Origin of the sequence: Yinghuangia aomiensis (assembly GCF_039542225.1) — a bacterium.
Classification (GTDB): domain Bacteria; phylum Actinomycetota; class Actinomycetes; order Streptomycetales; family Streptomycetaceae; genus Yinghuangia; species Yinghuangia aomiensis.
This window is the reverse complement of the sequence record NZ_BAABHS010000008.1, coordinates 82,773-104,531: the sequence shown is the minus strand read 5'-3', so window position 1 is coordinate 104,531 and position 21,759 is coordinate 82,773. Positions and strand designations below refer to the sequence as shown.

Below are 21,759 nucleotides of genomic sequence, written 5' to 3'. Positions count from 1 at the left end.
TGGCACGCTCCTGCGTGACAGCGATCACGTACGCAGTCTGGTGTCCGACCATGGGTCGGTTATCGCTGTGGTGCGGAATCGCCAGGCCGACGACGTACGGAGAGCTCCTTTGAGGTATCGGAACCTTGTCGCGCTCGCAGCCACGGCCTTCCTGTTGGCAGGCTGCGGAGGCGGTGGCGGGGACGACAAGTCGGAGACGAACCAGCCGACGGCCACGGGCCAGACAGCTGGTGGTGTCGGGGCCGAGGGCAGCAGCGGGCCGGAGCAGGCCCCTCCGGCGCAAGAGGCCGCGTTGCCCAAGGCCGTCTCGTTCGAGGAAGTCGCCGCGCTGCTCAAGCCCTCGCTCGGCCCTTGCCAACGCATGGAGACAGACGGCACCTTCGCAAAACTCACCGCGGCGGACAAAGCCCGCGGCGGCAAGCAGAAGGCTCTCTGCTGGTATCAGGAGCAGCAGTACTCCGTGGCGTTCCTTCTCGTCGACCAGGACAACACCACGCTGGAGACCTTCCACAAGGACAAGGACACCTACTCCAGCGAGCGGGTCGGCATGGGCTTCACCGTCGCTGTCGTCGGCACCGCCAACGCCCAGGTGAAAGCCGCGGCCGAGCAACAGCTCAAGGCGACCGGCCTACCCTTCTTGAACTGCGAGAAGGATTTCGCGCCGCGCGACGGGGTCCAGATCATCGCTGCGAAGACACCCGGCTGCCGTTACACGCCCACCCCGCGCATCTGACCCGCCCAGGTCTCCCCCGGCCTTCGGTGCCGAACTCAGCCGGGGGAGACGGCCGTCGACGCGCTGACCGCGTCCTTCCTCGGCCCGTCCGGCAGCCGAAGAGCGACCTGCGGCCGCACGCTGCATCGTCACGCGTAGTCGTACGTCAAGCCGATGCCGAGGGTGCTCTGCGACGGGAGGAGTCCGGCGCCGACGATGTCGAGCACCGGCGGCACGAGCAGTTCGGCCAGCCGGGCCGCTTCGTGGGGCGTGAGGGCGTCCCACGGGGCGGATGCGAGTTCGTCGGTGAGCTTTTCGACTGCGGTGCGGACCCGGAGCCCCTCGCGGGTGGCCGTGCCGTCGGGTTCCACCAGGCCGCGGGCGGCCAGGCGTGCGCGGGCGGCGGTCCACTCCGCGTCGGTCCACTGCCGGCTGCCGAACACCTCTTCCGGCGCGGCGCCGACGGCGGCGTGCGAGACGAGGGATTCGGCGGGGCCGAGGCCGTGGGCCTGGAGGGCGGCGATGTGGCCGTCGCCCCGGTGCTCGCGCAGGATGGTGGCGGCCTGCCAGAGCACGAGGTGCGGCTCGGCGGGCCAGGCCAGTGCGGCGTTGGCGGCGGCCAGGGGGCGGCCTGCGGTGTCCGCGGCCTCGGCGGCGCGGCGGGCCAGGTCGGCGGCCTCGCGCAGCTCCGGCGAGCCGATCCGGTCGCCGAGGAGCGTCCGCAGCGCGCGGTCCACGGCCGCGGTCCGCGCCGCCAAGACCCGCTCGGGCGCGGCGGTCCGCCAAGCCGGTGCGGTGTAGCGCTCCACCATCTGCGGACTGAGGCTGTAGAAGAGCGCGTTCACCACCCGCGGGTCGACCGGGCCGAGTGGCGCGGCGCGGTAGGCGAAGTAGCTCGGCCAGCGTTCGTCGGTGGCGTAGCCGAGAGCCGCGGCCTCCTCGAAGGCCTCCGGTGCGTAGTAGAGCGTGGCGTGCACCGGCTCCAGCAACTGCCACATCTGCCGGACCGTGCCCAGGCTGTGCTTCATGCCGCTTCCTCCACTGCTCGGTCGCGCACCCCGCGGAACTTGACACTGACTAGATTGCGGCACCGCCCTCATCTTGTCAATGACTACTTGTCGGCGACTAGATATCGGATAGCCTGCTGCCCATGGCCGCAACACGCACGTACCACCACGGAGATCTGCGCCGAGCCATCCTGTCCGCCGCGCTCGAGGTCATCCGGAGTGACGGCGTCGCCGCGATCAGCCTCCGCGACCTCGCCCGCCGCGCCGAGGTTTCCCACGCCGCCCCCGCCCACCATTTCGGGGACAAGGCCGGGCTGCTGACCGCGATCGCCACCGAGGGTTTCGATGCGCTAGCCGTCGCTCTGACCGCGGTGCCGGCCGGCACCGCGCACCGGCTGCGCGAAATGGGCGCGCGGTACGTGGAGTTCGCCGTCGGCCATCCGGCCCACTTCGAGGTGATGTTCCAGCCCCGGCTGCTCCACGGCGACGCCCCGGAGCTGATCGCCGCCAAGGAGCGCGCCTCCCAAGCGCTGCGCTCGGGAGTGGAGGAATTCCCTGCCGCCAGGCGCGGCCCCGACGTCCGGCGCGCGGGACTGGCCGCATGGTCGCTGGCCCACGGCTTCGCGGCCCTGCAGCTCAGCGGGAGCCTCCCGCTGCCGGACGACGACCCCGCCGCGGCCTTCCGCGCCCTCTTCGACGCCCGCCCGGTCCCCGAGGCTCCGTGACAGCAGACGGCCGGCGGTGCCGGTGATGTCCGGAAGCCGGCGGAGGACCGGTTTCCGACGTCACGTCGTCGAGGCTGCGCTCCGCCGCGTGTCCCGCAATCGCACCGTGGCGTGGGGCCGGTCCTGCTCGGTCACGCGACCGCCGCGGTCATGACGTTGCGCAGGATGCGGGACGAGGCCGTGTCGTTCGCGAGCGTGCCGTTGAAGGTCACCGAGCCGGTCGAGAAGACCCAGCCGCCGTTGCCGCGGTCGAAGTGCACCATGTGTGCGCCCAGGGACTGGGTGCCGTGGGCGATGCGGGTGACGCCCGGGAGGGGCGGCCCGCCGACGTCGCTGCTGTCCTGTTCCCAGCCGCTGCCGCCGAAGTTGTAGCCGGTCTGCGCGAATTGGTCGCCGGGGCCGAGGCCGGTGCCGGCCAGGAACGGGTGGGCGGTGTCGACCTGGTAGGGCGCGAAGTCCAGGTAGGACCCGTTGTAGGCGACGCCCAGCACGTTGCGTTCCGGCAGCCCTTGGTCGCGCCACAGCCAGCGGTTGCCCGTGGAGTCGCGGTGCAGCACCGCGGTCCCGTCGGCGCTGATGTCGACCCGCTCGTACATGCAGTTGCCGCCGGTGCTGACCACGCGTCCCCCGCCGGTGAGGTACGCCTCCAGCCCGTTCCGCATGGCCGGTGTCCAGTACTCCGCGTGGGAGCCCAGCACCACCGCCTTGTAGCTGCTCAGCCAGGCGGCGTCGCGGTGCAGGTCGAGGTCCTGGTAGCAGTCGTAGGCGATGGTGTTGTCGGCCAGCCAGCGCAGGAGAAGCAGGTCGCCGTAGAACCGGATGTCGATGCGGCCGGGCGGTTCGGGGGAAGAGTCGGAGAAGGGCCGCATCATCGTGTGGGTCCGGCGGGTCGGATAGCTGTCGCAGCTGTACTGGAAGTGCCCGCCCCAGTAGTTGTAGGCGCTGTGCGTCAGGAAGGGCAGCAGCACGGCGATCCGGGCCGTGGGAGCGGCGGGCCGTACGACGAACGGGATGTACCGGCGCATGCCGTTGGCGCCGTCGAGGCGGATCGCGTAGAAGCCGGACTTCCAGGTCGGCTGGACGGTGACGGCGAAGTCCGCCGGCCAGCCGCAGCCGCTGCCGCGGTAGCCGGCAGGCAGTCGGCGCATGCGCCCCGAGTACGTCGTCGGGCCGAGCACCACCTGGGCGTTGGGATCGGACCCGGCTCCCGGCGTCAGCGGGCCGTCCAGCCGCAGCACGGTGGCGTCGTAGCGCTCGAAGGCCGTCGAGACGGAGACCGCGACCGACTCACCCGGCGCGGCCGACCACTTGTCGGTGTAGCCCTGCAGGCCCGCGGTGCGGGTGGTGGTGAACCCGGTGCCGACCAAGGCACCGTTGCCGCTGCTCCACACCGGTCGGCCGTCCTGGTGAACGGTGCGCCAGTTCACCAGGCGGTACCAGTACAGCCGGTGGTCGGAGGCGTTCGGGTCCGCGCGATCGATCCAAACGGAGTAGAACGCCCCGGCGTCGGCGAAGCGCTCGGCCGAACAGGCCCATTCCCAGCCGCCGCCGATGGTGATGGGCGCCCCGCCGTTGGCCCACGCGCCCGGGCCGTTGCTGCCGTCACCGGCCAGGTACCGGTACCAGTGCAGATTGCCGCCGTGCTCGACGGCGTAGATCACGCCGTCGGAATCGGCGAAGTGCAAGTCGTACAGGCGGCGCCCGGTGGCGATGCGTGATCCCACCCCGCCGTTGGCCCATGCGCCGGTGGCGCTGGTGCCGTCCCCGGCGAGGTACCGGAACCAGTACATGTCGCCGTTGGCGTCGATCGCGTAGATCACGCCTTGCTTGCCGCCGAAGATGTAGCTGTAGCTCCCGAATCCGCGGTGGATGATGCTGTTGGTGTTCGGGTGCCAGGCGCCTTCGCCGGTGTTCGGATTGGTCAGGGTGTACTTGCACCACACGAGCGTGCCGTCGCCGCACAGCCCGAAGAGCTGGCCGTCGTCCGCGGCCAGCACCTGGGTGTGCGCCTGCCAGCCCACACCGATGTCGCGGCTGTTGCCGGAGTTGGCCCAACTCGCCGCGCCGGTATCGCGTCCCAGATGACGGAACCACTTCAGGCGGCCGTCGGACTGCACGCTGTAGACGACCCCGTTGCCGCCCGGCACCATCAGCACCTGGCTCTGCTCCGGGTCGACCGGTCCGATCTGGCGCGGCGACGGCCCCGGTTGCGGCCCCGACCGCGGAGCGGCGACCGCGCGGGACAGGCCCGGCGGCAGCACCGAGGCTCCCGCGAGAACGGCCGCGCCGGCGAAGACGCGGCGCCGCGAGAGCCCCCTTTCCGGAGAGGCCTCGGAGAGGTCTTCGGCGGGGTCGGGGGACGCGGGGTGCGGCAGTGACGAGCCGCTTCCAGACTGTGACATCAACTGCATAAGGTACATAGCGCCACGCACCCATCCCGCCATTCGCACCCGCGTGTCGCCCGGCGCCTGCCGATTCCGCCGGCACTGCACACCGCCGGAGGCGGACATCCCGGCACCCGCGGACGGCAGCGTCTGGGTGGCCGCGGAATGCGGTGCGCTGGTCGAGATCCGCCCCGGCGGCTGACCACACGGGCGCGACCCCGGGAAAACGCGTCCGCATGCGCATGCGGACGCCCCGGCACACGATCGAAGGAGGGAATCGCACAACAGGAGGCCCTCATGAGCGTGTCCGTGTACCTGACGCCCGGCCCGAACTCCCAGACGCCGCCCCCGACGACCGACCCCCCGGTCAATTTCAACGACGTCGTGGGGTCCGAGGCGCCGGTGGAGTACAAGTACGAGATCGATCCGAGCGGGGCCCTCGTCGTCTGGCGGTGCCTCCCGGACACGGCGCCTGCCGTCGAGGCGGCGTACAGCTCCGCAGGCTGGCACAAGGTCACAGGCACGCCCGTGCGGTCCCTGCTGGAGCGCGGGAGCACGGCGTAAGCGGGCTGCCGTCCCGGACGGCGGCGGTGTTCGGGAGCTTCCCGGCCAGGAGGCAGCCGGGCCGGCTCCCCGCGGCGATGACCGGCCCGGCTGTCGCGTCCGCCGCCCAACTCGTCCGTGTCAAACGGCGCTTCCGGGGAAGCGCTCCATGATCAAGACGGCGGCGGCGCCGCGGTCGGAGACGAAAGGGGCGGTACATGAGCACCATCGGTCATTCGGCCCGGGGACACGTACGACGGGGACGCCGCGGAACCCGCCGCACCGCGAGGCGTGCGGCCGCCGCGGCGGCCGGCTCCGGCCCGCGGCCGAGTCGCGCGCCGGCGCACCCCAGCCCGCGGCTGGCCCGGCTGTACGGCCAACTCACCGTCGTCATCTGCCTCGCCGCCGGCGTTGCCGCCTTCCTGCGCGCATGGCACACCCTCCTCGGCATCGCCGCCGCGGCCGGCATCGTCGTCGTCCTCGCCGTCGGCCTGCACAGCCTGCGGGACGGGGTACGACGCGGCCTGCCCCGCCGCGCCTCCTCCCGCGGACTCGCCCGCGCGCTGGCGGTCGTCGACGCCATGGACGGCCCGGAGTTCGAACGGCACGTCGCCGCGCTGTGCGCTCGCGACGGGTGCACCGACGTACGGGTCGACGGTGGCGCGGGAGACCTGGGCGCGGACGTCACCGGGTACCTTCCGGACGGGCGCCTGTTCGTCGTCCAGTGCAAGCGCTACGCGCCGGACCGCAGCGTGGGCAGCCCGGACATGCAGCGCTTCGTCGGCACCGCACGGCCGGTCCACGGTGCCGACGCCGCGGTCTTCGTGACCACGTGCCGCTTCACCGCCCCCGCCCACGAACTGGCCCTGTCCCAGGCGATCGTCCTCGTCGACCGCGACGCCCTCCGCGCGTGGATGCGGGGAACCCCGCTGACGACCATCGTGGCCGCCGTCCCCGACCTGGCGCCCCCGCCCCTGTGACGCTCCGGCCACCCGCGCGGCGTCACCGCTCCCCGCGCGGGCCTGATCCGGCGCGGGCGCCCGGTCAGCGCCGGGTGTCCGCACCTGCGCGGTCCGGCGCCCCGGGCAGCACGGGCTTCGGCGCGGGGCGCGGCGTCGGCCTGCCGGGCAGCAGGAGCGTCAGCGGCACCGCTTGCCTCGCCTCGCCTCGCCTTGCCTTGCCGAGAAACGTCGGGAACAGGAGAGCGGGATGGCCGCGGAACGCCGCCGAGGGAAACAGCTCGAAGACGCGTTGCTCCAAGCGGCATGGGACGAGCTGGCCGAGAACGGCTACGCGCAATTCACCATCGACGCGGTCGCCCAACGCGCCGGAACCAGCCGCCCCGTCCTGTACCGCCGCTGGCCCGACCGGCACGTGCTGGTACGCGCCGCCATCGCCTACGCCGCCGCACGGAGCCCGATCGCCACACCCGACACCGGATCCCTGCGCGGCGACGTGCTCGACATGATGCGCCAGGTCAACAGCACACGCCGACAACTCGCCACGGTCATGAGCGTGCACTTGTCCGGCTACTACCAGGAGACCGGCACCAGCCCCGCGGACCTGCGCAGCACCCTGGCCGCCGGCAAGCACAGCGTGCTGGACGAGGTGTTCACCCGCGCCGCCCACCGCGGCGAAGTCGACCCGGAACGGGTGACGCCACGCATGCGCCGGCTCCCGTTCGACCTGCTCCGGCAGGAGTTCCTCATGACGTTCGAGCCGGTCCCGGAAGAAGTCCTGGTCGAAATCGTCGACATCCTGTTTCTGCCGTTGGCGACCGGAGGCTGACACCGACCAGGTCCGGTCTTTGCAGAAGCCGCCTGCCAACGCCTCTGGCCCGCGCGCCGCCACTGCGTGCGTCGCACGGGCCAGAGGACGACCCCCCGAAGACCCCCCGTCCGGCTATTTCGCGGCGCCGCGGGCCAGTTCCCGCCCCTGCGCATCGTAGGCCGCCATACGGAAGTCCGAAGACCCGTCGTACGCGAACGCGAAGTACCGGTGCCCAAGGCCGACATCCTCCGGCGTCACCCGGAACTCGCGGCCTTGGCCGACACGCACCACGATCACCGCAACGTCGTCCGACGCCACCCCCACCACGGACCCGAACGCGTCACCGAAGGGGCCGCTGGAGTAGTTGAGATGGCCGATTCCCTGCACCGGATCACCGACGAGGACCTGGGGCGGGATGCCGCAGGTGCGACCGCTTTGCCGCCCGTCGACAACCCCGCTCGTGCACTCCGACCCATCCGCCTCGCGCTTCGCCCGAACCTCCCACGTGTGGCCGTCCAGCACACCCCGGCCGACCACATCCGGATCCGCACCAGGCGGCACCGACCCGACCGACACGATCGTCGCCCCTGCGTGCTGCCCCGGCCAGGACTGCGCAGCGAGGTAGACGGACGGCCCGGCCACGATCGCGGCGGCCGCCACCACCGCCACACCGAGCCGCCGCTTCCGCACGACGCCCTTCCCCGCCCGGATCACCGCATCCGCCGTCGGCTCGGCGAACGCCACCGCCGCCAGCTCCGCGTCGAAAGCCGCCTTGAACGCACTCCCGCCGAGCGCGACCCCGTCGTTCGTCATACGCTTACGCCCTCCTGTCGATGCGTTCCCGGCCACAGCAACGCCGCGGTGTCGGGGTCGGAGCGGAGCTGGGCAAGGCCCTTGTACGCCTGACTGCGCACAGTCCCGACCGAGCAGCCCATGGCCTGCGCGGCCTCGGACTCGGACAAGTCCTCCCAGTAGCGCAGGACGACCGCAGTGCGCCGCCCGCGCGGCAGCCGCCCCAACGCCGCCACCAGGACGCTCCGAACGAGCACCCGGTCGGTCTGATCGGAGACCGGCACCTCGGGCGGACTGTGCGACAACGACTGCGGAACCCGCATGCGGCGGCTCCGCGACACCGACGCGTTGACCAGGACCCGACGCAGATACGCATCCGGATTGTCGGCACGCGCCACGCGGCGCCACGACGCGTAGACCTTGGCGAGCGCGGTCTGCGCCAAGTCCTCGGCCTCCCCCGCATCGCCGGTCAGCAAGTACGCGGTACGCACCAGACGAGCCCGCCGGGTAACCACGAAGTCGCGAAACTCGGCTTCCTCGGACGTGTTCAGTGCTGCTCACCCCCTTCGTGTGTGATGGACGACCCTCACCCGATGAGACGTGACGCGGGGGGCGAATCTATGCCTGGGGGGAGGAACACGGCGGGAATACGGGGGGCAACCGGAGTCCAGGGAGCAGCGCTCCGCGGGAAGTAGGCACGTGCGCTGCGACGGACGCGGCATGCCCGCTCCCCCGACATCCCGCAGCGCTCGGACCTGCCGCATCCACCCTCGACAAGAGGGTCGTCTGCGGGCGGGCGGCAAGGGTGGACGCGGAGCCTCAGTCCGTGGCGATGCCCAGTTCCGCTTTGGCTGCATCCATGAACGGATCGCGCTTCTCGTCGACGAAGGACCAGACGTCCGCGCCCGCGGGCAGGTGCCCGAAGGCCGCGGCCCACAGACGCTTGGTGTATTCGGTCGCCGCCTCGCTCAACCGGCGGCCTGCGACGAGTTGGAGGCATTTTCTGCGGAAGCGCATCTCGTGGATCAGCTCGGGAGAACCTTCGACGAATCTGTCTTCATTCTGGTAGCGGTGCTCGGCCGCACGTTCCACGCGTTGGCAGATATCAAGGAGGGCCAGGATTGCTTCCTTGCGTTCGACGCGAACCGCCGCCGCCGAAGCCCTCGACTCCTGCTTCTTCGTCTCGCGCATGACGATGTACTGGGCGGCGAAGGAACTTGCCGCACCCACCGCAACCCCCGCCAACGACAATGCGACTGTTACCAGTTCGGATGACAAAGCGACTCCCGGTACCGTTCGGCCGCGGCCAGGCCCGTGACGAGCCGCGCTACCAAGGACGCACACGGGCGACTCCCGGATGCGCTTCGGAATCAAGCGATGCCGAACGGCGTGACTCGGCGGGACGGGCCATGCATCCGGATGGACGGTCCCACGTGCGGTAGCGATCAGACCGATCACGCCTCGTCGCCCGCCCCGCTCCCCGCGAAACGACAGGGGCGCACGGAAACTCCCCTGCGTACTCGCGCGGACGCCATCGCCTCCCCACGGTGTGGGAAGCAGCCAACGGGCAGCCCGCGCACCGCCGAGTCTCCACACCGGGTCGCGCCCCTGCCGTACTGGGGACGTCGCGCCGGAACGGCCGTCGATGTTCCGGCAGGCTGTCGAGTGTCTAGTGGTGTGATCGGGTGGTCAGCTCTGCTTGACGGCGAAGACGTAGACGTTCCCGGAAACGACAACGAGAGCGTGGGCGGGCCCCACCGGCCGGGGCATGTCCGCGACCGCGCCTTGGAGGACGGCTTTCGTGCGCAAGTCGACTGCCACCGACGGGTTTTCGGAGTACAGGACGGTTCCGACCACGGCGGCCGGGGCCAGGCGCTTCTCGTCTTCGGCTTGCTGCCACAGCAGTTTGCCCGTGCCTGTCTCCCAGGCCGCGGTGGTTGCCACGGTGGCGACCACGAGGACGGTGCCGTCGGTGCTCGCGAGGCCGGACTTGTGCGAGCTCGCGAGTTTCGGGCCGGTCGTCAGCAGCCGGCCCGTGGCGGGATCGTTGACGGTGTACGTCACGGTGTGGGGCTGGGGCGTGCCCCAGTCGCCCTCGTGCCAGGCGACGACCAGCTTCCCGCTGTCCTGCTCGACGACCTCCGGGTCCGCGGCCGCCGTCGCACCCGCCGGCCGGGCGAGGTTCTGCGGACCCCACAGGACGGTGCCGGTGCCGGCGTCGAACCCGGTCAGGGTGTCGGGGTCCGTGGACGTGGCGCCGCCGCGCCGGTGGACGACGATGCCGGCCGCGACGGTCGCCCCCTCGTCGGCGCACGTGTAGTCCTTGCACGGGATACGCCACGCGGGTGCGTCACCGCCGGCGTCGCTGATCACCAAGGCGCCGGGGCTGTTCCCCTTCCCCTTCTCCTGGACGATCTGTCGGCCGTCGACGATCCGCGGCTCGTCGCGGCCCGGGACCTCCTTGTGGGCGATATGCCGGCCCTGTTCGTCGAAGGCGTCGATCAGCCAGGCGGTCTTCTCCGGTGAAATCCCGTCGGAGGGAGTCTTCTTCACGCTCTTGGCCACCAACGCCGGGCGGCCGTGCCACGTCGTCGCGACCGGCTCGCCGGTCACCTCGACCGTCGCATGGCCGGCTCCGGTCGCCGCGTCGCGGAACTCCACGGTGCCGCCGTCGTCGTGCGGCGTGATCAGCGCAACGCTCGATCCGACGGGTCGGGCGACCGCACCAGTGCCGGACAGCTGTGCCGACCACACCGGATCGCCGCGTACGCCCGCCGGCAGATCCCTCGGGAACGCCGCCGCGGTAGGCGTGGGCGCCGTGGACGAGCCGCCTGGCCAGGCTCCTTTCGGGCTCCCCCCACCGGAATCGGAGCATCCGGCGACGGCCACGCTCAGCACCACGCCCACGGTCAGTAACGACCCACGCTTCATGACCACACCAACTCAACTCCCCGTGGCGACAGCTTCGTCCCCGCGCAAAAGCACGAGCACCCTCGGCAATCGTGTCCGTTAAAGCACGGACGGTATCCCTCGACACACCACCGCCCAAGCCGGGAGACGAACAGCGCAGCGGTGCCGCCGATTTCGCGGAGCGGCCGAACCGGCTTGCCCTCTCGCAGACGCGGGGGGACCGCGGCGACGTGTGCGGGGCCCCCGGCACCAAGCCCATCCGGTTACGCGTTCGGGACGAGAGCGGACGCCGACTGGCTATTCGCGCATTTGGGAACCCTCTAGGGTCATCACGACTCCCACCGCGCGCGCCGTCCGCCGCTCCGTGCTGCCCTGACGGCTCAGTTTCCGACCCTCAGGGACCCACCCATCGTGACCACCACACGACCCGGTTCACCCACTTCGGCCCGCACCTTCGTGGTCATCGGCGAGACCAACCTCGCCCGCCGCGTGTGCGCGTCCTCAAAGGCCCGCAAGCACACCGTCCACCACCTCAAGGAGCCGCGCGACAGCGAGTTGCGCGCCGCGCTCCGCGACGCGCCGGACGGGGTGGCCATCCTCCTGCACGACGATGTCGCCGCCCTGCGCTACGCCCTTGCCGTGGCCCACATATCGCCGCAGGCCGCCATCACCGTCACGGTCTTCGACCGTACTGTCGCCGACGAACTCCGGCGCCTGCTTCCGCAATGCGACGTCACCTCCCCCGCCGACCTCGCCGCCCCCGCCCTCGCCGGCCCCTGCATCGACCCGGCCAACGCCGCCGTCCACCACGAGTCCGCGCTCGGCACACGCGCCGTCACCGTGCGGGACACCGGCCCGCACACGGGGCCCTGGCAACCCCACCCCACCCGGCTGCGCCGGCGCCTGGGCCATTTCGCCGGCCAGCTGCGTCCCCACGACGGCGGCACCCGCCTGCTGGTCATCGGCCTCCTGGGCATCCTCGGCGTACTCCTCGGCGACTGGACGTGGCTCGTCGGCCACGGCCACCACCCCGCCGAAGCGCTCTTCCACGCCACCCGCGTCGTCGCCGCAGTCGGCCCCGCCACCGCGCCCGACGGCGCGCACGGCTACCAACTGGCGGCGAGCGCGGCGATGCTGGCCACCCTCGTGTTCAGCGCGCTGTTCACCGCGGGGGTCATCGAACGCATGCTCGGGCCGCGGCTCATCGGCCTGATCGGACCGCGCACCCTGCCGCGCAGCGGCCACGTCATCGTCGTGGGCATGGGGCAGGTCGGGATGCGGCTCTGCGCCGAACTCCGGCGCCACGGTGTCCCCGTCGTCGGCGTCGAACGCGACCCGCACGCCGCCACCGCACGCCTCGCCCGCTCCCTCGGCATCCCGGTCATGACCGGCCACGGCGGCGACCGGGCGGTCCTCGAACACCTCCGCCTCGGCAAAGCCCGGGCCCTCGCCGCCGTCGGCTCGGACGACCTCGACAACATCGCGGTCGCCATCGCCGCCCACGGCGTGGCGCCGGCGACCCCCGTCGTCATCCGCGCCGGCGACCACGAGGCCATCGCCGAAACCCGCTCCCTCCTCCCGATGGGAACCGTCCGCGACGTCACCGGCCTCGCGGCCGCCTACGTCCTCGCCCGGCTCCTCGACGAGCCCGCCCGCGGAGTCATCGCCCACCGCCACGAGATCTACCTGCAGCGCCCGGACGCGACCTTCACCCACTGGCCCCTCACCACCCGCGACCTCTGCCCGCATCTCCAGCCGGGCACCCCCACCGGGATCACCGACAGCGCAGGCGCTGCGTGATCAGGTCGTCTGCGTGTCGGCACCAGAGCGTGGCAGGGTTCCGCCGCCTTCCGAATATCCGTGGGCGGGGTGGCCGCCGGGTGGTGGCGGTCCGGCACGCGGCCGCGGGGCTCCGGCGGCATCACATTCCAGGCGCTTGACCAGCTCGTACTTGCTGTCGACGTTCCCGGCGCGCATCGCCTTGTCGGCGACCGTGCCCGTTCCGGGCATTCCGGGCATTCCGAGCGGACCTCGGACGTCGACGCGCGTCCTGTCTACGCCTGGTCCCGGTCCCCGGGCACGACGACCAGCGGGCATTCGGCGTGGTGGACGAGTCCGCCGCCCACGGAACCCAGGAGCATGCCGCGGAAGCCCTCGAGGCCGCGCGTCCCGACGACGAGGCAGAGCGCATCGCCGGAGACGTCCGCGAGCACGCGCACCGGGTGGCCGAATCCGGCCTCGCCGCGCGCCATGACGTCGGGGTATTTCTCGGCCCATCGCGCGAGTTCGTGCTCCAGGGCGGCGAGCGCGTCCCGCATGGCCGCCTCGGCGGCGACGGCCCCGGCCACCGTCATCGGCATGTGGCACACACGCACCACGAGCACCTCGGCACCGTGTGCGACCGCGGCTTCGAACGCATACGCCATGGCCCGCTCCGAGCCCGGCGACCCGTCGGACCCGACCACGACGGGCCCGGCCCCGTTCCTGTCGGGTCCGGACCGCCGGACGACGGCGACGGGGCACCGCGCATGGGCGATGACCGGGACGGCGACGCCGCCGCCCGTGGTCAGCGCTTCCTGCAACGACGACAGCCGCCGCGAACCGAGCACCACCAGGGCGGCGCCGGCGGTGGCCTTCGTCAGCACCGTCTTCGGCTTCCCGTCGACGAGGGCGCCGGTCACGGCCAGGCCCGGCTCGGCGGCCGAGGCGAGTTCGCGTGCCCCGTCCAGGAGCCGCCGGCCGTCGTCCCGGAACCGGGCGCGCCATTCCTCCCAGGGCGTGGCATGCGCCGGGTCGGGGTCGACGACCGGCGGCCAGTCGAGGGCGTGCACGATGTGGAGGGGTCTGCCGCGCAGCGCGGCTTCGTGGGCGGCCCACCGGACCGCACGGCGTCCGGCCTCACCGTCGTCGTCGAGGCCGACCACCACCGGCGCGTTGCCTGGGACTTCACTCATGACCGTCTCCCACACGTCACGGAGTGCCCGGGAAGTGCCACATCACGGAGTACCCGGGAAGTGCCACGTCACGGAGTACTCGGGACGAACACCACCGGGACGCTGCTGTTCCGCAGGCAGTAAAGGCCGATGCCGCCGGGAATCTCCGGCGAGCTGATGCCCGTGGTGCCGAGGACCAGGAGCGCCGCCTCCCGGGCGCGCTCCACGAGCTGCAGGCCGGGCGCCCCGTGCAGCGGGGCGGTGATCACCTGCTTCGGGAGGTCCCGGCGGCGCAGCACGTGCTCCAACGCGCGGTCGAGCCGCTCGCGCGCGACGGCCAGGTGTCCGTCCCCGGCCTCGCCGGCGAGGTCCTCCCAGACCGCCACGACGTCCAGCACCAGGCCGCGCTCCCGGGCTTCCCGGATTGCCCAGCGCAACGCCGCTTCGGCGCCGAACGAACCGTCCACGCCCACCACGATCCGGGCGTGCCGGTGCGCGGCCAGGTGTTCGGAGGGGACTTCCCGGACCTTCGGGTCTTCGTCGCTGTCCATGGCCGCTCCTCGGCGATCCGCGGCGGGGCGTCCGGGCGGGCGCCTGCGACCGCCCGCCCCTTTCCCACCCTGCTTTCCCACCCTGCGATGCGAGCCCCGGGGCCGCCACCGGGGAGCCGGGCGGCCGCGGAACCCACCGCCCCCATCATCCGAACCGGCCGCCGCCGGCGCAGGAGCCGTTCGGCCCTGTCGCGGAGCGGGGCCGGGGATCACCGCCGGGGGTGACCGCGGGGGTCACCGGGGCGGGGGCGTAGGGATGGTCGGCGGTATGATCGACCGGATTTACTTGTCATGGTCATATAAATGGCGCGGCCGTCGAAGGGCTCGTGCCGCAGCAAGGGAGCACGTCGATGGCTGGACCGGCCGACAACGGGGCCACGGTGTTCGCCGCGGCGTTCGAGCGGTTTGCCGAGGGCGGTATTCCCGAGGTCGCGGACGTTCCGGACGCCTCGCTGGATCTGGTCGAGCGGATCCGGGACCTGGTCGAGGCGACGGTGCGCACCGATGTCGGACCGGAGGTACGGGCCGAGGCCGCGGAGTTGGTGAGCCGGGCCGCGGAGCTGCTCCGAGCCGCGACGCACGACCAGGTCGTGCGGTTCGCCCGCACCTCCGAAGGCCGCATCGACCAGCTGACGCAGGCCGGGTCCGGGCTGCTCAACCCGCAGGCGCCGCGGCTGGTCTTCCGGGAGACCCCCGAGATGGCGACGCAGGCGTTCGACGACTCGGTCGAGCCGCGGTCCGTGGAGGTCGTGGCGGACTGCCGCCTGACCGCCGCGCACAGCGGCCCGCCCGGACGGGCGCACGGCGGTGTGGTGGCCACGCTCCTCGACCACGTACTCGGCCTGGCGACGTCGGCCGCGGGAGTCCCCGGCTTCACCGCCGGACTCGACGTGCGCTACCGGGCCGCCACGCCGTACGACGTGCCCCTGGAGATCCGGGCCCGCTGGACGCACTGCGAGGGCCGCAAGAGCTTCGCCACCGGCGAGATCCTGGCCGACGGCAAGGTCACCGCCGAGGCGACGGCCGTGTTCATCGCCCCGCCCGAGATGCGCAGCCTGTGGAGCCGGAACCCCCGGTCCGCGGCCGCCGAGGACACCGTGCGGGCCTGATGACGGCGGTCGGCCGGCACTGCGGCCGCGCATTCGGGACGCCCTGTACCTACGAGCACGCGTGAGTGTGCTGCTCAACCTCGCCCGGTGCGCGGCCCGTCGGCACGGACGCGTTCCGCTCGACGCGCCGGCGGTCGACAGCCTGCCGAAGAGGCGGGCGGTTCGCCGTACCGCAGCTTGCCCGATGGGCGGAATTGGCGGGCCACGTCCCGCGCATGTTCACACCGCGGGCATTCGGCGCCCGCGAGGTTGCGCATCCGGTCGACGGCCTCATGGCGCATCCGGAGTGGAAACAGGCCGGTCTGATGCCCGGTTTCCCCCAGATCCTGCGTGCGCAGGTCGTCGAGCGCGGTGTCCTGACTCCGAAAGCGGTTCTCAGCCCGTCCGAAGCGCTCCTCACACCGGGGCGTTCCCATGCGGCGGCGCGGCAAGCGGTCGGCCGGGGTGGGCCAGGGCGTCGTGGACGGTGGGATGGACCGTGAGCACGGTGTCCAGGCCGGTGCGGCTCAGCAGTTCGCGGAGCTGGATCGGGACGGCAGCCAGCACGAGAGAGCCGCCGGCTTCCAGGGCGTGGCGCCGGATGCCGATCAGGGCGCTGAGGCTGCACGCGTCGCAGAAGGTGACCGCGGACAGGTCGACGACCAGATTCCGGTGGCCGTGGGCGACCAGGCCGCACGCGTCCGCGCGCAGCACGGCCGATGCCGCTTCGTCGAGTTCCCCGGTGGGGGTGAGCACCGCACGGCCTTGCGGGCCGGAGCCGATCCAGGGCCGGTTCGTGTGGGTGAGCTGCCTGGTGTCCATCAGACCTTCCTCGACTCGGCGAGGGAGCGACCCGCGGTCGGCCGCAGGACGCATGTCCGCGGCCCGGCCGCGCCGCGGCCTGGCTCCCGATTCCCGATGCCCGCTCCGGCAGCGGACATGCATCGGCGCGCTCGGGTCGTGTCACCGCGATCCCGCGGGCATGCGGCGCGCGCCCGGTCATGCCCGCTTGGGTACCAAATGGCGGCCGAGCCATTCACCCACCGCGCGGTGGTACCGGGCGCGGTTTCCGGCGCGGAGGAACTCGTGGCCCTCGTCGCGCAGGACGAGCAGTTCCGCGGGGATGCCGCGTCCGCGGGCCGCCTGCACGGCCTGGAGGGACTCCCCCGGCGGCACATTGGTGTCGTGCTCCCCGTGCACCGCGAGGAAGGGGACCCGCAAGGCGTCCATGCGGGTCATGGGTGACAGGCGGCGCAGAAGGTCGCGGTCGGCTTCGGGGTGGCCGTACTTGGCGGCCGCGGACTCCGCGATCCAGGACTCCGTGCCGGCGAAGAACGTGGCGAAGTCGGAGATGCCGCACACCGCGACGCCGGTGCGGAACAGGTCGGGGTGCCAGACCAGCGACGCCAGCGCGAGGTAGCCGCCGTACGACCGTCCCATCACGGCCACGCGGTTCGGGTCGGCCATGCCGTGCAGAATCAGGTACGACGTGCAGTCCGCGACGTCGGTGATGGCCGCGAACCGCCCCTCCCCGTGGTCCGCTTCGACAAACGAGCGGCCGAACCCGGAGGAGCCGCGCACGTTGGGGGCGAACACGCCGATGCCGAGCTGCGTCAAGGCCTGGTACATCGGATTGAGCACCGGGCGCTCCTGCCACTCCGGGCCGCCGTGCAGGTGCACGACGCACGGCCCCGGCTGCTCCGCGCCGGGCGGCCGGTAGTACCAGCCGTCGAGCGGCAGCCCGTCCCGCGCCGGGAAGCGGAGGTGTTCGGGACGGACCGGCGAATGGCCGCCCGGCGAGGCGGCCGGATCCCGGGACGACCAGGGCGTCATCGCCGCCGTGCCGCCGCTCGGCGGGTACGCGCAGACGCCGGACCGGCCGGCGGAACCGGACACGGCGAGCAACCGGCCGCCCTCGGTGGGATCGGTGACCTTCGTGACGACCTCGTGCGGGATCGCGACCGGGCTCCGCACGCCCACGGTGGACGTGCCCAGGGCCACGGTTTCGACCTCGCTGCGCCCGTCGACGTTCCACACCAGGACGCCGTTCCGCCCGTCGTCGTCGACGTACAGCAACTCGAGGTCCGTGCCGTCGCGTTCGGCCGCGACCGCGACATACGCGCAGTCGCCTTCGTCGGTGAGCCGGGCCGCGTGCAGCGCCGCGAACTCGCGGTCGGCGTCGCTGCGGAGCCACACCGTCCTGCCGTCGGCGGAAAAACGCCCGATCCACGGGTCGCCGTCCGCGGCCGGGAGGTCCGTGGCGACGGCTCCGGTCCGGGTGTCGAGCACGGTGGCCCGGCGACGGCCGCGCGGGCCGCAGCGCAGGAGCGCGAGGTGCCCGTCCGGGCTGAAGTCGCACAGTCGGAGCGACGACGCACGGGCCTGGGTGGTGAGCAGTTCCGGGTCGGCGAACCCGGCCGGGTCCAGGACGAAGACCGCCAGGCCGCGGTACGCCGGGTCCCGCACCTGCGAGGCGGCCACCGTGACGGCCAGCGCGGATCCTTTCCGGCGCCAGGCCCCCAGGTGGGCGGTCTGGCCGGGGACCGCCCCGGCCACCGCGCGCCGTTCCGTCCCGTCGGGGCGGACGCACAGCACCCGGGTGTGCTCCCCGCCGCCGGGCGCCGTGGTGTAGGCGATCCACTCGCCGTCCGGGGACCACGACACCTCGGTCACCGGATCCGGGCTTGCGTCCAGCAGGCGTGCCGGCCCTCCCGCGGACGCGGCCGCCCAGAGCTGGGGGACGCCGGCGCGGTCGCAGATGAACGCGACGGCGCCCCCGGTCGGGGCGGCCGCGGGCTCCAGGCACCGGTGCGCTGCCGTGGTCCGCACCGTGCCGCCGTCCGCTGCGGCGTCGGCAAGCCGCACCACGCGGGGACGGGTGTCCGCGGCCAGATCGTGCGGTTGTCGCATGTTCCTCCGTCAGTGCTCCTCTCGGGGGGCCGTCGCGTCGCTCAGTCGATTCCGTGGGCCTGGAGCCAGATTTCCAGCAGTGCGACCTGCCAGAGCGCATTGGCGCCCCGGTGTGTCCGATGCCGGTCGGGGGCGGCGAGCAACTCGTCCAGATAGGACGGGAGGAAGATGCCGCGGTTCTTCGCCGCCGGGGCCGACAGCGCGTCCCGGACCCGTTCGAGCACCGGGGCGGCCATGTGCCGGATGGCCGGGACCGGGAAGTAGCCCTTCGGACGGTCGACGACCTCGCGGGGCAGGACCTGCCGCCCGATGTCCTTGAGCACGCCTTTGCCGCCCTGGGCGAGCTTGAGTTCGGGCGGGCACGCCGCCGCGAGTTCCACGAACTCGTGGTCGAGGAAGGGGACGCGCGCTTCCAAACCCCAGTCGGAGGTCATGTTGTCGACCCGCTTGACCGGGTCGTCGACCATCATGACGTGCGTGTCCAGGCGCAGCGCGGCGTCGAGCGCCGTCCGGGCCCCGGGGGTGGCCATGTGCGTGCGGACGAGGTCGCCCGAGGCGTCGGCGGCACGCATGTGCGGTTGCAGCATGCGCGCCAGATCGCCGTGCGGGCGATCGAAGTAGGTGCGCATGTATGTCTCGGGTTCCTCGTCGCGCGGCACCGCGGCCAGCGCCGGGTACCAGTGGTAGCCCGCGAGGATCTCGTCCGCGCCTTGGCCGCTCTGCACGACCTTGACGTACTTGGAGACCTGCTCGGCGAGGAGGTGGAAGGCCACGACGTCGTGGCTGACCATCGGCTCGCTCATCGCCGACACCGCCCCCTCCAGGGCCTCCGGCAACCGGTCGGAGGGCACGAGGAGCTGCCGGTGGTCGGTGCCGAATCGGCGGGCGACCATGTCGGAGTAGACGAACTCGTCGCCCTCCTCGCCGCCTTCGGCTTCGAAGCCGACGCTGAAGGTCTGCAGCCCGTCCTGGCCGTGTTCGGCGAGCAGGGCGACGATCAGGCTGGAGTCGAGTCCGCCGGAGAGCAGCACGCCCACTTCGACGTCGGCGACGGTGCGGCGGCGCACCGCCGTCCGCAGGGCGCCCATGAGCGCGTCCCGCCAGTCGTCGGCGCCCATCCCGGCGTGCTCGGGCAGGCGCTCGTACTGCGGTTGCCAGTACAGGGTGTCGTGTTCGCGCCCGTCCGGCTCCACCACGCGGACGGTTGCGGGCGGAAGTTTGCGCACCCCGGCCAGGATGGTGTGGGGAGCGGCAACTGTGCCGTGCAGCGTGAGGTACTGGTGCAGTGCCGCCGGGTCGATCGAGGTGTCGACACCACCGCCGGCCAGCAGCGCCGGCAGGGACGAAGCGAAGCGCAGGCCCCCGCTGCTCCGGCCGGATTGGGCGGCGGTGTAGAGGGGTTTGACGCCGAGCCGGTCGCGCCCCAGCACGAGGCGCCCGGTGGCGTGTTCGGCGATGGCGAAGGCGAACATGCCGAAGAGGCGGTCGACGAACGCGAGGCCCCACTCGTGGTACGCCTTGAGCACCACCTCGGTGTCCGAGGTGGAGAAGAACCGGTGTCCTGCGGCCCCCAGTTCGGCGCGCAATTCACGGTAGTTGTAGATGCAGCCGTTGAAGACGCCGGTCAGCCCCGTATGCGCGTCCGTCATGGGTTGCGCACCGCGCTCCGAAAGGTCGATGACCTCCAGACGGCGGTGTCCGAGGGCGATGGCGCCCTGCGACCACATGCCGCGGCCGTCCGGTCCGCGCGCGGCGAGCCGGTCGGTCATGCGCTCGACGGCGGCCAGGTCCGGTCGTCCGCCGTCGAAGCGTATTTCCCCGGCTATGCCACACATGTGTTTGCCTCCGTGATCGGTGCGGATGGACGCGGCTCGTACTCGTCTTCGGCGGCGTGGGTCAGGTCGGCGAGAAGCCCGACGACCTCGCGCCACGAACTGTCGAAGGCCGCCGTGCGCAGCCGCCGCGCGGCACTGCCGGAAGCAAGGAGGGCATCGGTTGCGGCCGCGACGGAATGCCAGTCGCCGAACGCCGTCAGGGTCGGACGCAGGTGCTTCAGCATGCTGCAGACGACCCGGTGCGCGGGCGCGGGTTCCAGGGTGGTCGGGTCGAGGAGGTCGCCCTCCAGGCCGGATCGGGCGGCCCGCCAGGTGGCCGCACGCAGCCACTCATGGGTGACCGGGCGAAGCGGAGCCCGTCGGGCGACGGCTTCGCAGGCGTCGACGACCATGGCGCGGAAGAGGACGGCGACGAGGACGACGGTGTCCACGTCGGGACAGGCGTCGCAGATGCGCAGTTCCAGGGTCTTCTGGTGCGCCGAGGGCCGGACGTCGGTGTAGATCATGCCGGCGTCGGAGATGACGCCGGAGCGGATGAGGTCGTCGACGGCGGCGTCGTACTCGGCGGCGGACGCATACGTCCCGGCGGGCCCCGCGCTGGGCCAGCGCTGCCACACCATCGTGCGCCAACTGGCGAACCCGGTGTCGGCGCCCTGCCAGAACGGGGAACTGGCGGACAGCGCGAGCAGCACCGGCAGCCAGGGGGAAAGCCGCGGCATCGCGCGGACGGCGGTGTCCCGGTCGGGGACGTCGACGTGGACCTGGGCGCCGCATATCAACTGCTCGTCGGCCAGCGCCTGGTATTCGCCCGCCATTTCGGTGTAGCGGATGTCGGGGCCGAATCCCCGCGAACTCGCCGGCACGAGGGGCACGGTTCCCGCCGCCACCACAGTCAGCCCGCGTTGCGAGGCGACCTTGTCGAGGGTGCGGCGCGTGCCGACCAGATCCGCCCTCAGCGCGGCGGGAGAGTCGTGCACTCCCGATTGCGACTCGATCACGCCCAGTTGGAATTCCCCGGTAAAGCGATCGCTTGGCAGGTCGTCCAGCAGAACCGGCGCCTCCGGTACGAGGAGCCCGGTTTCCGCGTCCACTACATGGAATTCCTCTTCCACGCCCATTCTGAAGCGCACGGTTCTCTGCTCCTTGCGGATGTCACCGACTGTTCGTCGGCTGGGACGCGCCTTGCGGCCCGATGTGCCACGAAACTGCCCCGTCGCCACGCAACCATGCCTGCCGCTCATCGACAAATCGTCGGCCGACGCCGCAACACCGCAGGTCAGGGGGAAATCGGGAGGCGGGCAGGGTTTGTTTTCCTTGGTGGCGGAAAGCCGCCGGCGGCAGGTGCACGGAATGCGGAGGGAGCGAAGGGACGAGTCTCGCGCGTCATAACCGATGCGGTCGGCGCGAAACACGCGTTTTTTCGACGTGGGGAATTTCGACACGGGAATCTCGCGGTCGGTGACGACGCCGGATCCACTCGTTGCGTCGGTGCCGCCGCCAGGCCCCTACCGCCGAGGCGACGACGGCCGCCAGGGCGACGAGTCCGGCGGCGACCGCGCCGACCTCGCGGGCGGTCCGCTCGTACGCTGCCCCGCGACG

General features: G+C 72.2%; 19 protein-coding genes. 7 read left to right on the top strand and 12 right to left on the bottom strand.

Translation table 11 applies throughout. The annotated features are described in order from the left end of the window. Positions 1-109 precede the first annotated feature (109 nt). Entirely contained in the window at positions 110-733 is a 624-nt protein-coding gene (locus tag ABEA93_RS12860) for a hypothetical protein (RefSeq protein WP_345675596.1), read from the top strand. 128 nt (positions 734-861) lie between these two features. On the opposite strand, the gene ABEA93_RS12855 is transcribed toward ABEA93_RS12860, so the two are convergent. Then, positions 862-1,740 (bottom strand): SCO6745 family protein, encoded by an 879-nt coding sequence (locus ABEA93_RS12855; RefSeq protein ID WP_345675595.1) that lies wholly within the window; start codon positions 1,738-1,740, stop codon positions 862-864. 122 nt (positions 1,741-1,862) lie between these two features. Here ABEA93_RS12855 and ABEA93_RS12850 point away from each other — a divergent pair, with 122 nt between their 5' ends. Beyond that, on the top strand, positions 1,863-2,444 hold the full coding sequence (locus tag ABEA93_RS12850; RefSeq protein ID WP_345675594.1) for a TetR/AcrR family transcriptional regulator: 582 nt from the start codon (positions 1,863-1,865) through the stop codon (positions 2,442-2,444). 131 nt (positions 2,445-2,575) lie between these two features. On the opposite strand, the gene ABEA93_RS12845 is transcribed toward ABEA93_RS12850, so the two are convergent. Beyond that, entirely contained in the window at positions 2,576-4,846 is a 2,271-nt protein-coding gene (locus ABEA93_RS12845; protein ID WP_345675593.1) for a N,N-dimethylformamidase beta subunit family domain-containing protein, read from the bottom strand. A 279-nt stretch (positions 4,847-5,125) separates the two neighbouring features. Here ABEA93_RS12845 and ABEA93_RS12840 point away from each other — a divergent pair, with 279 nt between their 5' ends. The 3 genes from ABEA93_RS12840 (at position 5,126) to ABEA93_RS12830 (ending at position 7,159) form a co-directional block, all read left to right on the top strand. Continuing rightward, a complete protein-coding gene (locus ABEA93_RS12840; RefSeq protein ID WP_345675592.1) occupies positions 5,126-5,392 on the top strand; it encodes a hypothetical protein in 267 nt (88 codons plus the stop codon). A 197-nt stretch (positions 5,393-5,589) separates the two neighbouring features. Further along, positions 5,590-6,351: a restriction endonuclease gene (locus tag ABEA93_RS12835; protein ID WP_345675591.1), complete on the top strand. Its 762-nt coding sequence runs from the start codon at positions 5,590-5,592 to the stop codon at positions 6,349-6,351. A gap of 229 nt (positions 6,352-6,580) precedes the next feature. Then, positions 6,581-7,159 carry a TetR/AcrR family transcriptional regulator gene (locus ABEA93_RS12830; protein WP_345675590.1) on the top strand — a complete coding sequence of 193 codons (579 nt, stop codon included), beginning with the start codon at positions 6,581-6,583 and terminating at the stop codon, positions 7,157-7,159. A 114-nt stretch (positions 7,160-7,273) separates the two neighbouring features. On the opposite strand, the gene ABEA93_RS12825 is transcribed toward ABEA93_RS12830, so the two are convergent. The 4 genes from ABEA93_RS12825 to ABEA93_RS12810 form a co-directional block, all read right to left on the bottom strand. Beyond that, entirely contained in the window at positions 7,274-7,954 is a 681-nt protein-coding gene (locus ABEA93_RS12825) for a hypothetical protein (RefSeq protein WP_345675589.1), read from the bottom strand. Next, positions 7,951-8,484, bottom strand: coding sequence for a SigE family RNA polymerase sigma factor (locus ABEA93_RS12820; protein WP_345675774.1), 534 nt, complete (start codon positions 8,482-8,484; stop codon positions 7,951-7,953). The genes ABEA93_RS12825 and ABEA93_RS12820 overlap by 4 nt, the downstream gene beginning before the upstream one ends. A 268-nt stretch (positions 8,485-8,752) precedes the next feature. Beyond that, a complete protein-coding gene (locus tag ABEA93_RS12815) occupies positions 8,753-9,211 on the bottom strand; it encodes a hypothetical protein (protein WP_345675587.1) in 459 nt (152 codons plus the stop codon). Positions 9,212-9,622: 411 nt separating this feature from the next. Next, positions 9,623-10,687: an outer membrane protein assembly factor BamB family protein gene (locus tag ABEA93_RS12810; RefSeq protein ID WP_345675586.1), complete on the bottom strand. Its 1,065-nt coding sequence runs from the start codon at positions 10,685-10,687 to the stop codon at positions 9,623-9,625. A gap of 567 nt (positions 10,688-11,254) precedes the next feature. Here ABEA93_RS12810 and ABEA93_RS12805 point away from each other — a divergent pair. After that, positions 11,255-12,643, top strand: coding sequence for an NAD-binding protein (locus tag ABEA93_RS12805; protein WP_345675585.1), 1,389 nt, complete (start codon positions 11,255-11,257; stop codon positions 12,641-12,643). Between the two features lie 254 nt (positions 12,644-12,897). Here ABEA93_RS12805 and ABEA93_RS12800 read toward each other — a convergent pair whose 3' ends face one another. Together ABEA93_RS12800 and ABEA93_RS12795 are read right to left on the bottom strand one after the other, a co-directional pair. Then, the gene (locus tag ABEA93_RS12800; protein ID WP_345675584.1) at positions 12,898-13,797 is read right to left on the bottom strand and encodes a universal stress protein; all 900 of its coding nucleotides are present in this window, start codon (positions 13,795-13,797) and stop codon (positions 12,898-12,900) included. A 68-nt stretch (positions 13,798-13,865) separates the two neighbouring features. Next, positions 13,866-14,327 (bottom strand): universal stress protein, encoded by a 462-nt coding sequence (locus tag ABEA93_RS12795; RefSeq protein ID WP_345675583.1) that lies wholly within the window; start codon positions 14,325-14,327, stop codon positions 13,866-13,868. Between the two features lie 350 nt (positions 14,328-14,677). Between ABEA93_RS12795 and ABEA93_RS12790 the strand changes: the two genes are divergently transcribed. Continuing rightward, the gene (locus ABEA93_RS12790) at positions 14,678-15,436 is read left to right on the top strand and encodes a PaaI family thioesterase (protein WP_345675582.1); all 759 of its coding nucleotides are present in this window, start codon (positions 14,678-14,680) and stop codon (positions 15,434-15,436) included. A 396-nt stretch (positions 15,437-15,832) separates the two neighbouring features. On the opposite strand, the gene ABEA93_RS12785 is transcribed toward ABEA93_RS12790, so the two are convergent. The 4 genes from ABEA93_RS12785 to ABEA93_RS12770 all read right to left on the bottom strand — a co-directional run bounded on the left by ABEA93_RS12785 (position 15,833) and on the right by ABEA93_RS12770 (position 21,602). Further along, positions 15,833-16,237, bottom strand: coding sequence for an STAS domain-containing protein (locus tag ABEA93_RS12785; protein ID WP_345675581.1), 405 nt, complete (start codon positions 16,235-16,237; stop codon positions 15,833-15,835). A 177-nt stretch (positions 16,238-16,414) separates the two neighbouring features. Next, positions 16,415-18,325, bottom strand: a complete 1,911-nt coding sequence (locus ABEA93_RS12780; RefSeq protein WP_345675580.1) for a prolyl oligopeptidase family serine peptidase — start codon at positions 18,323-18,325, stop codon at positions 16,415-16,417. Positions 18,326-18,366: 41 nt separating this feature from the next. Continuing rightward, the gene (locus tag ABEA93_RS12775; RefSeq protein ID WP_345675579.1) at positions 18,367-20,160 is read right to left on the bottom strand and encodes an N-acetylglutaminylglutamine amidotransferase; all 1,794 of its coding nucleotides are present in this window, start codon (positions 20,158-20,160) and stop codon (positions 18,367-18,369) included. Then, positions 20,148-21,602 (bottom strand): carboxylate-amine ligase, encoded by a 1,455-nt coding sequence (locus tag ABEA93_RS12770; protein ID WP_345675578.1) that lies wholly within the window; start codon positions 21,600-21,602, stop codon positions 20,148-20,150. The genes ABEA93_RS12775 and ABEA93_RS12770 overlap by 13 nt, the downstream gene beginning before the upstream one ends. Positions 21,603-21,759 lie beyond the last annotated feature (157 nt).

What these genes read in the sequence shown, in the direction of transcription:
- ABEA93_RS12855 (WP_345675595.1), bottom strand. Translation starts at nt 1,740, where the DNA reads ATGAAGCACAGCCTGGGCACGGTCCGGCAGATGTGGCAGTTGCTGGAG.
- ABEA93_RS12850 (WP_345675594.1), top strand. Translation starts at nt 1,863, where the DNA reads ATGGCCGCAACACGCACGTACCACCACGGAGATCTGCGCCGAGCCATC.
- ABEA93_RS12845 (WP_345675593.1), bottom strand. Translation starts at nt 4,846, where the DNA reads ATGTCACAGTCTGGAAGCGGCTCGTCACTGCCGCACCCCGCGTCCCCC.
- ABEA93_RS12840 (WP_345675592.1), top strand. Translation starts at nt 5,126, where the DNA reads ATGAGCGTGTCCGTGTACCTGACGCCCGGCCCGAACTCCCAGACGCCG.
- ABEA93_RS12835 (WP_345675591.1), top strand. Translation starts at nt 5,590, where the DNA reads ATGAGCACCATCGGTCATTCGGCCCGGGGACACGTACGACGGGGACGC.
- ABEA93_RS12830 (WP_345675590.1), top strand. Translation starts at nt 6,581, where the DNA reads ATGGCCGCGGAACGCCGCCGAGGGAAACAGCTCGAAGACGCGTTGCTC.
- ABEA93_RS12825 (WP_345675589.1), bottom strand. Translation starts at nt 7,954, where the DNA reads ATGACGAACGACGGGGTCGCGCTCGGCGGGAGTGCGTTCAAGGCGGCT.
- ABEA93_RS12800 (WP_345675584.1), bottom strand. Translation starts at nt 13,797, where the DNA reads ATGAGTGAAGTCCCAGGCAACGCGCCGGTGGTGGTCGGCCTCGACGAC.
- ABEA93_RS12795 (WP_345675583.1), bottom strand. Translation starts at nt 14,327, where the DNA reads ATGGACAGCGACGAAGACCCGAAGGTCCGGGAAGTCCCCTCCGAACAC.
- ABEA93_RS12790 (WP_345675582.1), top strand. Translation starts at nt 14,678, where the DNA reads ATGGCTGGACCGGCCGACAACGGGGCCACGGTGTTCGCCGCGGCGTTC.
- ABEA93_RS12785 (WP_345675581.1), bottom strand. Translation starts at nt 16,237, where the DNA reads ATGGACACCAGGCAGCTCACCCACACGAACCGGCCCTGGATCGGCTCC.
- ABEA93_RS12780 (WP_345675580.1), bottom strand. Translation starts at nt 18,325, where the DNA reads ATGCGACAACCGCACGATCTGGCCGCGGACACCCGTCCCCGCGTGGTG.
- ABEA93_RS12775 (WP_345675579.1), bottom strand. Translation starts at nt 20,160, where the DNA reads ATGTGTGGCATAGCCGGGGAAATACGCTTCGACGGCGGACGACCGGAC.